The organism is Bradyrhizobium sp. 31Argb (genome assembly GCF_043638955.1).
Lineage (GTDB): Bacteria > Pseudomonadota > Alphaproteobacteria > Rhizobiales > Xanthobacteraceae > Bradyrhizobium.
Map to the genome: position 1 here is coordinate 14960 of NZ_JBEGDB010000023.1, position 13328 is coordinate 28287.

Here is a 13328-nt window from a genome sequence, read left to right on the forward strand (position 1 = left end):
CCGTTAGCGGAACGGGCGGCACCATAGAGGACATCGAAGGCGACGTCGATTGGCTCCCCACCGTCATTGCGAGGAGCCCTTGCGACGAAGCAATCAATGCCTCCACAAGCGGCGAGATGGATTGCTTCGCTGCGCTCGCAATGACGTGGGGAGAGACCTAATTGGCCGCAGCCAATGGTGGTTGTTCAGAATCTCGCGCCCCCGTCTGCGCGATGAGCCGCTTCAATTCCGGGATGCAGGAGCCGCAATTGGTGCCGGCCTTGAGCTTTGCACCGATCTCGGCCGGAGAGCTCGCGCCGGCGGCGATCGCATCGCAGATTGTGGCGCGGCCGACGCCGAAGCAGGCGCAGACGATCGGGCCGGCGTTGGCGAGGCCGTCTGCCGATTTGCCTGATAGCAGCATGCGCCGCTGCCCGTCGCTGAGCGCATCGGCGGCGAACAAGCCTTTCACCACGTTCCAGTCGCCGGCATCATCAGCGGGGCCGAGAAACAGGCAGGTCTCGATGCGGCCGTTATTGAACGAGGCGCCGCGGTAGATGCCGCCGCCGAAATCCTTGTATTCGGCGAGATCGCCCTCGGTGTTCATCCTGAGCCAGAGCTGCCAGCCCAACAGGTCGGCATTGTCTGCGAACAGGTAGCCGTGGCCGCCATTGACCGCGACGCGCGCGACCCAGGCATGAACAGGCAATTGCAGCGGCTGGCGCGACAAGGCAAAGCCGCGGAACACATATTCATAGGGCGCGATCGAGGCCGGCGTCGCCTTGTTCTCGGGCTGGCCGGAGAACGGATCGGTGAAGGGCGCAACCAGCGAACCGACGCGGGCGCCGGTCGCGGTGGCCTCGCTCCAGTGGATCGGCGCGAACAGCATGCCGCGCTGCTGGCGCTCGCTGACGACGACGCGGAGCGTGCATTGCCCGTAGTCGGTGGTGACGCGGGCAAAGCTGCCGTCGCTCACGCCGTAGCGCAGCGCATCATCAGGATGAACCTCCACGAACGGCTCGGGCAGATGCTGGCCGAGCCTCGGGCTCGCGCCGGTGCGCGTCATCGTGTGCCACTGGTCGCGGATCCGGCCGGTGTTGAGCCGCAACGGCCGCGCCGGCGTCGTCTCGGTCCGCAGCGACGGAATCTCCGGCGCGACGAAGCGCGCCTTGCGGTCGTTGGCGAAGAAGCCGCCTTCCGCGAAGAAGCGCGGCTGCGGCGATGCATCCTGCCGCACCGGCCATTGCACCGGCGCCATCACGTCAAAAGCCTCGTCCGACAGCGACGTCAGCGCGCCGATATCGAAATCTCTGATGCCGTTGTTTTCGAACGCCGACAGCGCCGCGTGCTCGCGGAAGATGTCAGCCGCGGATTTGAAGTCGAACGCCGCACCAAAGCCGAGGCGCCTTGCGACCTCGCACAGGATCCACCAGTCCGGCTGCGCTTCGCCAGGAGACTCCAGGAACGTGCGCTGCCGCGAGATGCGGCGCTCGGAATTGGTCACCGTGCCGGATTTCTCGCCCCAGGCCTGCGCCGGCAACAGCACATGCGCTCCGGCATCGACGGTGTCGTTGGAGCGGACATTCTCCGACACCACGAACAGCTCCAACTTCTTCAGCGCTTCGCGCGCGGCGTCGGCATCCGGCAGCGATACCGCCGGGTTGGTGCCCATCACCCACAACGCCTTGATCTCGCCGCGCCCGATCGCCTCGAACATCTGCACCGCTTTCAGGCCCTCATGGGTGGCGATGCGCGGCGCCTTCCAGAACCTGCGGACGCGGTCGATATCCGGCGGCGTGAACGCCATGTGGGCGGCGAGCTGGTTGGCGAGCCCGCCGACTTCGCGCCCGCCCATCGCGTTCGGCTGTCCGGTCAGCGAGAACGGCGACGCGCCGACCTTGCCGATGCGGCCCGTGGCGAGGTGGCAGTTGAGGATGGCGTTGACCTTGTCGGTGCCCTGCGCCGACTGATTGACACCCTGCGAATACAAGGTGACGACGCGCGGCGTGTTGGCGAACATCTTGAAGAACGTCGCGACGTCCTGCTCGGAGAGGCCGGTCGCGAGCGCCGTCGCGCCGACGCTGCCGGCCATGCCGCGGGCGCGCGCCAGCGCCTCGTCGAAACCGGCCGTATAGCTGGCGATATAGGTGTGGTCGAGCGCGCCGCTGTCAGCAAGATGCACCAGCAAGCCGCAGAACAATGCGGTGTCGGTGCCGGGCTTCAAGCCCAGGAAGAGATCGGCATCCTCAGTCGTATCGGTGCGCCGCGGATCGATCACCACGATACGCGCGCCGCGCTGCTGCTTGTTGGCGAGCATGCGCTGGAACAGCACCGGATGGCACCACGCGGCGTTGGAGCCGACCAGCACCAAGAGGTCGGCCTGTTCGAGATCCTCGTAACAGCCGGGCACGGTGTCGGCGCCGAAGGCGCGGCGGTGGCCTGCGACCGAGGACGACATGCACAGCCGCGAATTGGTGTCGACATTGGCGCTGCCGATGAAACCCTTCATCAGCTTGTTGGCGACGTAGTAATCCTCCGTCAGCAACTGACCGGAGAGATAGAACGCGACCGCACCGGGGCCGTCGCGCGCGATGATGTGCTTGAAGCGGTGTGCGACATGGTCGAGCGCGTCGCTCCAGGCGATGCGCTCCATCCCGTTGTCGCAGCGGATCATCGGATAGAGCAGCCGGTTCGATAACCCGAGCGTCTCGCCGAGGGCGGAGCCCTTCGAGCACAGGCGTCCGAAATTAGCGGGATGGTCGGGATCACCCGCGATCGCGGCGCCGCCCTTGCCGTCAGGCGTCGCCAGCACGCCGCAGCCGACGCCGCAATAGGCGCAGGTGGTCTTGACGATCCGGAGAGCGGGATCGGCGCTCATGCCGCCTCCGCCATCGAACGGCCGAACATCATGTCGCCGCGAATCTTCGTAACGGGCCTCGCGCTGCGGATCAGGTCGAGATACCAGAGTGCATCTGGCGTGTCGCCGATCAGAACCGCGCCGGTCAGGCGCCCGTCTGCAATCACGAGCTTCTTGTAGGTCCCGTGGTTGACGTCGCTGAACACGATGCTCTCGCTGCCCTCGGCGCCCATGAAGTCGCCGGCGGAGAACACGCTGACACCGGACACTTTCAAATTGGTTGCCACGATGCTGCCGGCATAGGCGACATCCTGCCCGGCGAGATGCCGCGCCAGCACGCGCGCCTGCTCATAGGCCGGCTCGACCAAGCCGTAGCAGATGCCGCGATGCTCGGCGCATTCGCCGATCGCGAACACGCCTTCCGCAGCGGTCTGTAAGCAATCGTCAACCACGATGCCGCGATTGACGGCAATGCCGGCTTCCTTTGCCAACGCGATGTTCGGCCGGATGCCGGCGGCGAAGATCACCGCGTCCGCCTTGATCAGGCGTCCATCCGCAAGCTCGATGCCTTCAACGCGGCCTTCGCCATGGATGCGCGCGGTGCTGGCCTCGAGCAGGATCTCGATGCCCTTCTGCTCGACCAGCGATTTCAGGAGCGCGCCTGCCGGTGCGTCGAGCTGGCGCTCCATCAACCGGTCCATCAGGTGCACCAGCGTCACCGGCGCGCCGGCCTTCGCAAGCCCATAGGCCGCTTCAAGCCCGAGCAGTCCACCGCCGATCACGACCACGCGCGTCTTGCGTGCTGCGAGCGCGAGCAACAGGTCGACGTCGCGGCTGTCGCGAAACGTGTGCACGCCGGCGAGATCGGCGCCCGGCACGTTCAAGCGCAGCGCCGACGAGCCGGTGGTCAAGACCAGCTTCGAGAAGACGATGCTCTCCTCGCCTTCGATCTTCAGTTCGCGGCGGCCGACATCGATCTCGGTGGCGACGCAGCCATATTTCAGCGTGACGCCGCGGTCGCGCCACCATGATGCCGGCTGCAGCTCGATATCCTCCGACGTGGTCTCGCCGGCAAGAACGGAGGACAATAGCACGCGGTTATAGGCGAGCCGCGGCTCGCTGCCGATCACCGCGATGGCGTAGCGCCCGAGCGCCACCTTCGACAACTCGTCGACCAGGCGCGCAGCCGCCATCCCGTTGCCAACAATGACCAGAGGTTCGCTCACGGCGCATTCCCTATTCGGCAGCTCAGGTGCTGCCGTAAGCTTCCGAAATCATGTAGCCGGACAGCGTACCGTAGGCCGCAGTCCAGGCATCGGCAACTTCGGACGTCCAGGCTTCGCCGAGACCTTTCTCCAAGGTCCACAACAGCGCGCCGCCGACAACGGGATAATGCTCCGGCTTGGTCCCGTAGCTCACATGCCGCTTGGCGAGCGCGCTTGCGGCAGGCAGCACGGATTGCAGATTGCTGAGCCCATTCACCACCACAGCCAGCACCGCCATCAGTTTCTTGCGCTGTTCGGTCATGTCGTCCGGAAACATCGACCTCACCGCCGGCGCGACCTCGAACAAGCGATCATAGAAGAGGGTCGCCGCCTGCTCGGAAATCGGCGCGACCTTGGAGAAACTCTCTTGCACGAGCTTGACTTGCTCCGGTGTCATGCTGCGCTCCGTCGTTGGAACCTACGCCGCCTCGACGAAGCGATGCCGCTCGTAGAGGAATTCGAGCACGCGCTGCCGGCACTTGAGGTAGCTGGAGTTGGTGGCGAGCTCGAGCCGCTTGCGCGGCCGCGCCAGCGGCACTTCCAGCACTTCACCGATCCGTGCGCTCGGACCGTTGGTCATCATCACGATGCGGTCCGACAACAGCACCGCCTCGTCGACGTCATGGGTGATCATCAAGATGGTGTTGCCGAGCTTCTGGTGCAGAGCCATCACGGAATCTTGCAGATGCGCGCGGGTCAGCGCATCGAGCGCGCCGAAGGGTTCATCGAGCAAGAGCACCTTCGGCTCCATGGCGAGCGCCCGCGCGATGCCGACGCGTTGCTTCATGCCGCCGGAGATTTCGTTGGGGCGCTTGTCCTTGGCATGCGCCATCTGCACGAGGTTGAGATTGTGCATCACCCAGGCGTCGCGCTCGGCCCGCGTCTTGGTCTTGGCGAACACTTTGTCGACGCCGAGCTTGACGTTCTCGTAGACCGTCAGCCAGGGTAGCAGGCTGTGGTTCTGGAACACCACCGCGCGATCCGGACCCGGCGAGTTGACCTCGCGGTTCTCCAGCAGCACGCCGCCGTGGGTGGCGCCGGTGAGCCCGGCGACGATGTTGAGCAGCGTGGACTTGCCGCACCCGGAATGGCCGATGATCGAGACGTACTCGCCCTTCTCGATCGTCAGGTTGATGTCCTTCAGGACTTCGGTCGTGGCATTGCCGCGGGTGAAGGTCTTGTCGATGTGATCGAGCTTCAGATAGGCGTGCATGACATTTCCCTTCAGTTCACGGCGGTGCCGTGGGTCACGAACTTCGCCAGCCCTGCGATCAGGCGGTCGAGCACGAAGCCGATGATGCCGACATAGAACAGCGCCAGGATAATTTCGCTGATGTGCGAGGAATTCCAGGCATCCCAGATGAAGAAGCCGATACCGACGCCGCCGATCAGCATTTCGGCTGCGACGATCGCGAGCCAGGACAGCCCGATACCGATGCGCAAGCCAGTGAAGATGTAGGGCGCCGCCGCCGGAATCATGATCTTGGAGAAGAACTCGAGCGGATTGAGCTGCACGACCGCGGCGACGTTGCGGTAATCCTGCGGGATATTCCGGATGCCGACCGCGGTGTTGATGATGATCGGCCACACCGAGGTGATGAAGATCACGAAGATTGCCGACGGATGGCCGTCGCGGAAGGCCGCGAGCGACAGCGGCAACCAGGCGAGCGGCGGGATCGTGCGCAGGACCTGGAACAAGGGATCAAGCCCGCGCATCGCCCAGACCGATTGACCGACCAGCGTGCCGAGCGCAACTCCGACGATCGCCGCGATCGAATAGCCATAGGCGACGCGCTGCAGGCTCGCCGACAGGTGCCAGAACAGGCCCTTGTCGATGCCGCCATGGTCGAAGAACGGATCGAAGATCAGTTCCTTGGTGTCGCTGAACACACGCGAGGGCGGCGGCAGTGCCGAGCCGGCGCGCCGGCAGATCAGCTCCCAGACCACGAGCAGGAGCGCGACGACGATCAGCGGCGGCACCACGCGCGCCGCGGCTTCCTTCGCCATCTTGGCGTATTTCTCGGACTGCGGCGCACGCTTCGGCGTCATGGTCACGACCGGCGCGGAGGCGACCGGAAGCGCCGTCGTCGCGGCGTCGGTTTTCACTGCAGGCATAGACATCGAAAATCTCTCTCCGTGTTCAGGTGCCGGGCCACGCACACATGCGCGCGGCCTTGCGCGGATCAGACGTCAACACGCTTGATGGACAGCGACTTCAGGTAGGCCGACGGATTCTCGGGATCGAACACCTTGCCGTCGAAGAAGGTCTCCTTGCCGCGCGAGGTCGAGGTCGGAATTTCGGATGCGGGCACGCCCATTTCCTTGGCCGCCTCGCGCCACATATCTTCGCGATTGACCTTGGCGATCAGCGCCTTGGTGTCGAAGCCCGCTTCATACTTGCCCCAGCGGATGTCTTCCGTGAGGAACCAGAGATCGTGGCTCTGGAACGGATAGGACGCGAAATCGCGCCAATACTTCATGACGTGCGGCGAGTTCTCGACCACCTTACCGGGGATGCCGTAGTCGAACTTGCCGGCGGTGCGGTCATAGACGTCCTCGACCGGGCAATTCATCCATTGCCGCTTGCCCATGATCGAAGCGAGTTCCTGCTTGTTCTCCGCCTTGTCGGACCATTGCTGGGCTTCCATCACCGCCATCAGCAGCGCCTTGGCGGCTTTCGGATATTTGTCGACGAAAGCGGCGCGCATGCCGAACGACTTTTCCGGATGCTTGTTCCATATTTCGCCGGTGGTGACAGCGGTGTAGCCGATGCGCTGGTGGATCAACTGCAGATTCCAGGGCTCGCCGACGCAGAAGCAATCCATGGTGCCGACCTTCATGTTGGCGACCATCTGCGGCGGCGGCACCACGATGGTCTCGATGTCCTTGTCGGGATCGATGCCGCCGGCCGCGAGCCAATAGCGGAGCCAGAGATCATGGGTGCCGCCCGGGAAGGTCATGGCCGCCTTCACGGCCTTGCCGGAGGCCTTCTTCTTTTCCAGCGCCGCCTTGAACGGCGTGGCGTCGACGCCGAGTTTGAGATCGGCGTATTCGCCGGCGACCGAGATGCACTGACTGTCGAGGTTGAGCCGCGCCAGGATGTACATCGGCGTCGGCTGGTTGTTCTGCGTCACCTTGCCGGCGGAGATCAGGTAAGGCATCGGCGTGAGGATATGCGCGCCGTCGATGCCGTTGCCTTCCGAGCCGAGCACGAGATTGTCGCGCGTCGTGCCCCATGAGGCCTGCTTCTGCACATCGACATCGGGCATGCCGTATTTGGTGAAGATGCCCTTGTCCTTGGCGACGAACAGCGGACCGGCGTCGCTGAGCGCGATGAAGCCGAGCTTGGCGCCCTTCACCTCGGGGCCCGCGCCTTGCGCGAACGCGCCAGCCGGGAAATTCAGTTTCGCCGCGGCGAGCAATGCGGCCGTTCCGCTTGCCGCCTTCAGAAGCTGGCGGCGGCTGACGCCATGGCGGGAGGTCTCGTTGGTCAGCTTCGTCATGCGTGCAAATGTCCTTTGCGTCTGAATGCCCGTCCGCTTGTGGCGCCGCGCTAAAGCGCACGGGGTCGCGTGCTGGGGAGGCCCCAGTCTGGCGGTGTCACAATTCGGATGATTGGTTTCGAGGGACGGCTTCAATGGCGTCGCAACATAGCCATTCAAGCTTCGTGCCAAGCCGCGACGTTGGAAAAATTCTAAGGAATGTAACGGGTTGGGGGTCGCGCAGGACGGCGCGGCTCGTCCGGTTCCGCCGCCAAAATTTGCGATTCGCTCAATCCTTGTGCGCCGCACAAAATTTGAGCAGATCATGTTCGGACCCGTAGCCCGGGTGGAGCGCAGCGCAACCCGGGACATCTGCGCGCGTGGTTACGAGCGACCCCGGGTTACGCTGGCGCTCTACCCGGGCTGCGCGTGCCCTACGCCTCTTCGCCAACCTTTTCCGCCTTCACGCCGAGCGGCGCCGGCGGCGTTCCCTCGCCGGCTTGATGCGGAAGTCGTAGGTCATCAGGTGCCACGGCTCGCTCGTTTTCGTACCGTCGGGCATCACAGGATCGGTGCGCTTCTCGATCTTCGCGACCAGTTCGTCCTTGACGCCGAACACCACGTCGGAGTCGAGATATTTGTCGCCCTCCATGAAGACGTGGGTGATCAGCGGCTCATAGCCCTTCGCCGCGACCAGGAAATGGATGTGTGCAGGACGCATCGGATGACGCCGCGTCTGCATGATCATCTCGCCGACCGGGCCGTCGGTCGGGATCGGATAGCTGCAGGGCAGAATAGTGCGGAAATGGAAACGGCCGTCATCGCCGGTGATGAAGCGCGCCCGCGACGACGGACCCTGCGTCGCATAGCTCGGCTTCTGTGAATCGTAGAAGCCATCGTCATCGGCATGCCAGACGTCAACAGGCGCGCCCGCGACCGGCTTGCCGTCGAGATCAGTGACGCGCGCCTGCACATACATGCGCTCGCCGGGCAGCGTCGCCGAGATATCGGTGCCATCAGGTGTCACCTTGTGCTCGCCGACATAGAACGGACCGAGCACCGTGGTCTCGGTGGCGCCGTCGCGGTCGCGGTGATTGACCGCATCGACCAGCATGGAGACGCCGAGCACATCGGAGAGCAGGATGAACTCCTGGCGGATATCGGTGCATTTGTGGCCAGTGCGGGTCAGGAAATCGATCGCATATTCCCACTCCGCGAAGGTGAGGTCGGTGCGGCGGACATAGTCGTGCAGCGACTTCACCAATTCCTGAAGCAGGAATTTTGCCCGCGGATTCGGCGTTTCCTCGAAACTCTGGATGACGGCGGCAGTCAGCTCAGTGTCGTTGAATTGCGGCATTGCTTCCATCCCTGCGAAATCGGTATCGCCTGGCTTCAGCCTACACGACGGCCCACGGCGGCGTAAGCGCCAGGTGATTGGAACACAGGACACTTTTCGGCTATCAAGGCCTGCCTCACAACCGGAGAAGAGCGATGCTAGCTCCCACCCCCGCTTCCCCCGAATCCGCCGGCATGTCGCAAGCGGCGCTCGACCGCCTCGAAGACCATCTGAAGCGGCGCTACATCGAGGCCGGCCGGTTTCCGGGCACCCAGCTCCTGATCTATCGCCGCGGCAAGATCGTGCATTCGACCGTGCAGGGCTTTGCCGATGTCGAGCGCAAGGTGCCGGTCAAGGACGACACGATCTTCCGCATCTATTCCATGACCAAGCCGATCACCTCGGTCGCCTTCATGATGCTGGTCGAGCGAGGCCTCGTGGCGCTCGACGAGCCCGTCCACAAATATATCCCGGAATGGAAGAACCTCGGCGTGTTCCAAGCCGGCACCGCGCCAGCGTTCCTGACCAAGCCGCCGTCGCGGCCGATGCTGATCGTCGACCTGCTCCGGCACACCTCGGGGCTCACCTACGGCTTCCAGCAGCGCTCCAATGTCGATGCCGCCTATCGCGAGAACAAGATCGGCGAAGTCGTCAAGGCCGGCACGCTCGACAGCATGATCGATGATCTCGCCAAGATCCCGCTGGAATTCTCGCCTGGCGAGGCCTGGAATTATTCAGTTGCCACCGACGTGATCGGCTATCTCGTCGGCAAGATCAGCGGCATCCCGTTCGAGCAGTTCCTGAAGGAGCGCATCTTCAACCCACTGGGCATGAACGATACCGATTTCTTCGTGCCCGCAGACAAGGCTCATCGCCTGGCGGCCTGCTATTCCGCCGACCCACAAGGCGGCATGACGTTCCACGCCGCCGAGCGCAAGGGCGGGCTGACGCTGCAGGATGACCCGGCCACCAGTTCGTTCCTGTCGCCGCCTTCGCTGATCTCCGGCGGCGGCGGATTGTGCTCGACAGCCGCCGACTATCTCACCTTCTGCCGCGCGCTGCTCAATGGCGGCGAGGTCGGCGGCGTGCGGCTGATCGGGCCGAAGACGTTGAAGCTGATGACATCGAACCACCTGCCCGGCGGCGTCGACCTGCCGGCACTGTCGCGCTCGCTGTTCTCGGAGGCGGCCTATAACGGCATCGGCTTCGGTCTCGGCTTTGCCGTGACGATGAACCCGGCGCAGACGCTGCTCGCCGGCAGCCCCGGCGAATACAATTGGGGCGGCGCCGCAACCACGTCGTTCTGGATCGACCCGGCGGAAGAATTGATCGCGATCTTCATGACCCAAGTGCTTCCCTCCAGCGCTACCCGCTCCGGCGCGAGCTGCGCACCATGGTCTACGCCGCGATCACCGACAGCAATCTCTGACGCCCAAAGATTCCGCGGCGCAGATTTTCGGCGCCGCGGAATGGCTCAAAGCTATTTCAGCATCTCCGGAACGATCAGGCGCGGCAGAAACAGCGACACGCTCGGCCAGATGATGAGCGACGCCAGCACGATCAGCATCGGCACCAGCATGATCGCAGTATCCTTCAGAGCATAGCGCAGCCGTACGCCGGCAACGGCGCAGGCAATCATCAGGCATAATCCATATGGCGGCGTCACCAGCCCGAACGCCAGCGAGACGATCGAGATGATCGCAAACTGCACCGGATGCAGATCGACCGATCTTGCCAGGGGCTCCAGGACGGTGCCGACGATCACGATTGCCGGAATCGCGTCAAGGAAACAGCCCACGACAAGGAAGCAGAAGGAGATGAAGAAGCCAGCCGCAATCGGCCCCATGCCCCAGGTCGAGACGTTGGCCAGCAGTTCCTGTGGAATCCTGTAATAGGCCAGCAGCCAGCCGAATGCGCTGGCGGTGCCGACGCAAAACAGCGCGACCGCGGCCAGACGCCCGGTATCGAGCAGTGCCTTGTACAGTTCCCGCCGGCCAGTCTCGCGGTAGAAGAACGTCGACAGCGCCATGGAATAGAGCACTGCGACGCAAGCGGACTCGGTTGCCGTGAACCAGCCGAGCAGAATGCCGCCGACGATGATGAACGGCGTCGTCAATGCCGGCAACGACCGCCAGACAGCGCGTCCGAAATCCACCCAGCCGTCCTTCGGATAGGTCGGATAGCCGCGGCGCACCGCATAGACATGCACGGTCAGCATCTGCGCGCCCGCGATCAATAGTCCGGGCACGATGCCCGCCAGATACATGGCGGCGATCGAGGTGGAGATCAGCCCGCCCCACACGATCATCAGGATCGAGGGCGGGATGATGACGGCAAGCACCGCCGAGACCGCTGTAATCGCAATCGAGAAGGAGAGGTCGTACCCCTCCTTGGTCTGGGCATCGATGAAGATTTTCGACTGGCTCGCCGCATCCGCGGTCGAAGAACCCGAGATACCGGCAAAGAACACCGAGAGCACGACGTTGATCTGCGCCAGCGATCCCGGCCAATGCCCGACCATCGAGCGGGACAGCGCAACCAGCCGATCCGTGATGCCGCCGATGCTCATCAGGTTCGCGGTCAAGAGGAAAAACGGCACCGCGAGCAGGATGAATGAATTGTAGGCGTTGAAGGTTTCCTGGGCCAGCGTCATCGCCGACAGATGTGGTTCGACCAGAAGGATGGGCAGGCATGCAAGGCCGAGCGCGAAAGCGACCGGCACACGGACGATCAATAGCGCGACGAAGCAGCCAAACAAGATCAGAGCGGCCTGTCTGGCGGAAAGGATGTTTCCGCTCATTGCGCAGCTCCAAACAGGATGCGCGCTTCATCGATGATCTGCTCGCCGGCGAACACGATCCAGGTGACGCCCGCCACCGGCCAGGCAACGTGAATGAGCCAGAGCGGCAACTCCGCCAATTCCGATGTCCTGTTCCAGGCAAACTGCGTGAACTCGAGTCCCGCCCATACAAACACCAGCGCCAGCCCCAAGATGCCAAGACGCGCAAGGATCCGCACCGCGGCCTCGGCCCGCCGCGAGAGGTCCGGCCACACGTCGACCTCGAAATGCAGCGCCTCCCTGACACCGACCATCGCGCCGATCATGATCGTCCAGATGAACAGGAACCGCGCCATCTCCTCGGTCCAGATGTAGGACGGGATGAAGGGGGTGTAGCGCGAGATCACCTGCAGCGTGACGGGGACGACCAGGATGCCGACGCACGCCGCCAGCAGGATTTCCAGGAGTTTCGCGTAGCCGGCTGTGACGCGACGCCACAAACTTGGCCTGGTTGTCAGCGGCATTTCGGTCATTGGCCCCCGCGCTCTCAGTCGTCCCCGCGGCAAGCAACAAGGCTCGCCCCGACATCTCATTCAATGGCTTGCCGGCTTACGCGACGTTGATCTTTTCAAAGATGCCTTCGGCGCCGATTTCCTTCGCGTAGGTGGCCATCACGGGATCAGCGAGCTTCTTCATGGCGTCGCGCTCCTCGAACGGGACGCGCTTGAGCTTGCCTGCCTTCTCCAACGCATCGAGCTTGACGACTTCTTCGCTCGATTCGAGCTGTCGGCCGAAATCACCGGCCTCCTTGCCGGCCTTGAAGATCGCGTCCTGCAGCTCCTTGGGCAGGGTCTTGAGCGTCTTCACCGAGAAGCAGATCGGCCGGATCGACACGGCGTGCTGCGTCAGGCTGAGGTGCGGCGCGACTTCGTAGAACTTCATCGCCTCGACCCCTGCCGCCTCGTTCTCACCGGCCGCGATCACGCCATTCTGGATCGCGTTGTAGACCTCGTTATAGGCGATCACGGTCGGGCTCATGCCGGCGGCAGCGAACGTCTTCGACCATATCGGCGCGCCCTGCACGCGGATTTTGAGACCCTTGATGTCGGCAAGCGTCCTCAGCGGCTTGTTGGCGAAGATGTTGCGGACGCCGCCGCCTGCGTAGCCGACGAGAACGACCTCGGCCTTCTTCGCCACTTCATCGGCGATCGGCGCCAGGATATTCTGTTCAACGACCTTGTTCATGTGCTCGATGCCCTTGAACACGAAGGGAGCATCGATGAAGGGCGCGGCTTTGGCGAAGGTCGACATGTGGGCCGGCGAGACGATCGCATAGTCGACGGCCTTGCCCTGCGACATATATTCGAAATACTGCTTTTCGAGACCCAGCGACGAGTTCTTGTGCAGCGTGAAATTGACCGGCTTGCCGTAGTATTTCTGCACCAGCTCCTGGAATCGCACCAGCGCCTTGGTGAACGCGTGATCGTCGTTGAACTGCACTGCGCCATTCAGCGAGACAGGCGTTTGGCCTCTGAGAATTGACGGCGCGCCGAATGTGCAGACAACAGCCGTAGCGCCAAGCCCGGCGAGCACGGATCTTCGCTTCATCGTCTCCCTCCCTGTGATGCCC

Annotated in this window: 9 protein-coding genes and 2 pseudogenes; 1 reads left to right on the forward strand and 10 read right to left on the reverse strand. The window is 63.6% G+C overall.

From position 1 onward, the window contains the following. Positions 1 to 157: 157 nt before the first annotated feature. The 7 genes and pseudogenes from AAFX91_RS06945 to AAFX91_RS06975 form a co-directional block, all read right to left on the reverse strand. Positions 158 to 2857, reverse strand: coding sequence for a molybdopterin-dependent oxidoreductase (locus tag AAFX91_RS06945; protein ID WP_394565957.1), 2700 nt, complete (start codon positions 2855 to 2857; stop codon positions 158 to 160). Then, positions 2854 to 4062, reverse strand: coding sequence for an NAD(P)/FAD-dependent oxidoreductase (locus tag AAFX91_RS06950; protein ID WP_394565958.1), 1209 nt, complete (start codon positions 4060 to 4062; stop codon positions 2854 to 2856). Before AAFX91_RS06950 ends, AAFX91_RS06945 begins: the two co-directional genes overlap by 4 nt. Before the next feature lie 22 nt (positions 4063 to 4084). Next, positions 4085 to 4498, reverse strand: a complete 414-nt coding sequence (locus AAFX91_RS06955; RefSeq protein WP_394565959.1) for a globin family protein — start codon at positions 4496 to 4498, stop codon at positions 4085 to 4087. A 21-nt stretch (positions 4499 to 4519) separates the two neighbouring features. Then, positions 4520 to 5314 (reverse strand): ABC transporter ATP-binding protein, encoded by a 795-nt coding sequence (locus AAFX91_RS06960; protein WP_394565960.1) that lies wholly within the window; start codon positions 5312 to 5314, stop codon positions 4520 to 4522. An 11-nt stretch (positions 5315 to 5325) separates the two neighbouring features. Then, positions 5326 to 6222: a nitrate ABC transporter permease gene (ntrB, locus tag AAFX91_RS06965; RefSeq protein WP_282527544.1), complete on the reverse strand. Its 897-nt coding sequence runs from the start codon at positions 6220 to 6222 to the stop codon at positions 5326 to 5328. A gap of 62 nt (positions 6223 to 6284) precedes the next feature. Then, positions 6285 to 7604 (reverse strand): CmpA/NrtA family ABC transporter substrate-binding protein, encoded by a 1320-nt coding sequence (locus AAFX91_RS06970; RefSeq protein ID WP_394565961.1) that lies wholly within the window; start codon positions 7602 to 7604, stop codon positions 6285 to 6287. 413 nt (positions 7605 to 8017) lie between these two features. After that, positions 8018 to 8940, reverse strand: a pseudogene (locus AAFX91_RS06975) (intradiol ring-cleavage dioxygenase). 134 nt (positions 8941 to 9074) lie between these two features. On the opposite strand from AAFX91_RS06975, the pseudogene AAFX91_RS06980 reads away from it, so the two are divergent. Beyond that, positions 9075 to 10348: pseudogene (locus AAFX91_RS06980) on the forward strand (serine hydrolase domain-containing protein). 51 nt (positions 10349 to 10399) lie between these two features. Here the strand turns inward: AAFX91_RS06980 and AAFX91_RS06985 are convergent. The 3 genes from AAFX91_RS06985 to AAFX91_RS06995 form a co-directional block, all read right to left on the reverse strand. Next, positions 10400 to 11719, reverse strand: coding sequence for a TRAP transporter large permease (locus AAFX91_RS06985; protein ID WP_282527540.1), 1320 nt, complete (start codon positions 11717 to 11719; stop codon positions 10400 to 10402). Next, positions 11716 to 12231, reverse strand: coding sequence for a TRAP transporter small permease (locus AAFX91_RS06990; RefSeq protein ID WP_130581953.1), 516 nt, complete (start codon positions 12229 to 12231; stop codon positions 11716 to 11718). The genes AAFX91_RS06985 and AAFX91_RS06990 overlap by 4 nt, the downstream gene beginning before the upstream one ends. Positions 12232 to 12307: 76 nt before the next feature. After that, a complete protein-coding gene (locus AAFX91_RS06995) occupies positions 12308 to 13306 on the reverse strand; it encodes a TRAP transporter substrate-binding protein (RefSeq protein ID WP_282527539.1) in 999 nt (332 codons plus the stop codon). Positions 13307 to 13328: the final 22 nt, after the last annotated feature.

Excerpts from the sequence above, each read along its gene's own strand:
- AAFX91_RS06945 (WP_394565957.1), bottom strand. The coding sequence starts at position 2,857 with ATGAGCGCCGATCCCGCTCTCCGGATCGTCAAGACCACCTGCGCCTAT.
- AAFX91_RS06955 (WP_394565959.1), bottom strand. The coding sequence starts at position 4,498 with ATGACACCGGAGCAAGTCAAGCTCGTGCAAGAGAGTTTCTCCAAGGTC.
- AAFX91_RS06960 (WP_394565960.1), bottom strand. The coding sequence starts at position 5,314 with ATGCACGCCTATCTGAAGCTCGATCACATCGACAAGACCTTCACCCGC.
- ntrB (WP_282527544.1), bottom strand. The coding sequence starts at position 6,222 with ATGTCTATGCCTGCAGTGAAAACCGACGCCGCGACGACGGCGCTTCCG.
- AAFX91_RS06970 (WP_394565961.1), bottom strand. The coding sequence starts at position 7,604 with ATGACGAAGCTGACCAACGAGACCTCCCGCCATGGCGTCAGCCGCCGC.
- AAFX91_RS06985 (WP_282527540.1), bottom strand. The coding sequence starts at position 11,719 with ATGAGCGGAAACATCCTTTCCGCCAGACAGGCCGCTCTGATCTTGTTT.
- AAFX91_RS06990 (WP_130581953.1), bottom strand. The coding sequence starts at position 12,231 with ATGACCGAAATGCCGCTGACAACCAGGCCAAGTTTGTGGCGTCGCGTC.
- AAFX91_RS06995 (WP_282527539.1), bottom strand. The coding sequence starts at position 13,306 with ATGAAGCGAAGATCCGTGCTCGCCGGGCTTGGCGCTACGGCTGTTGTC.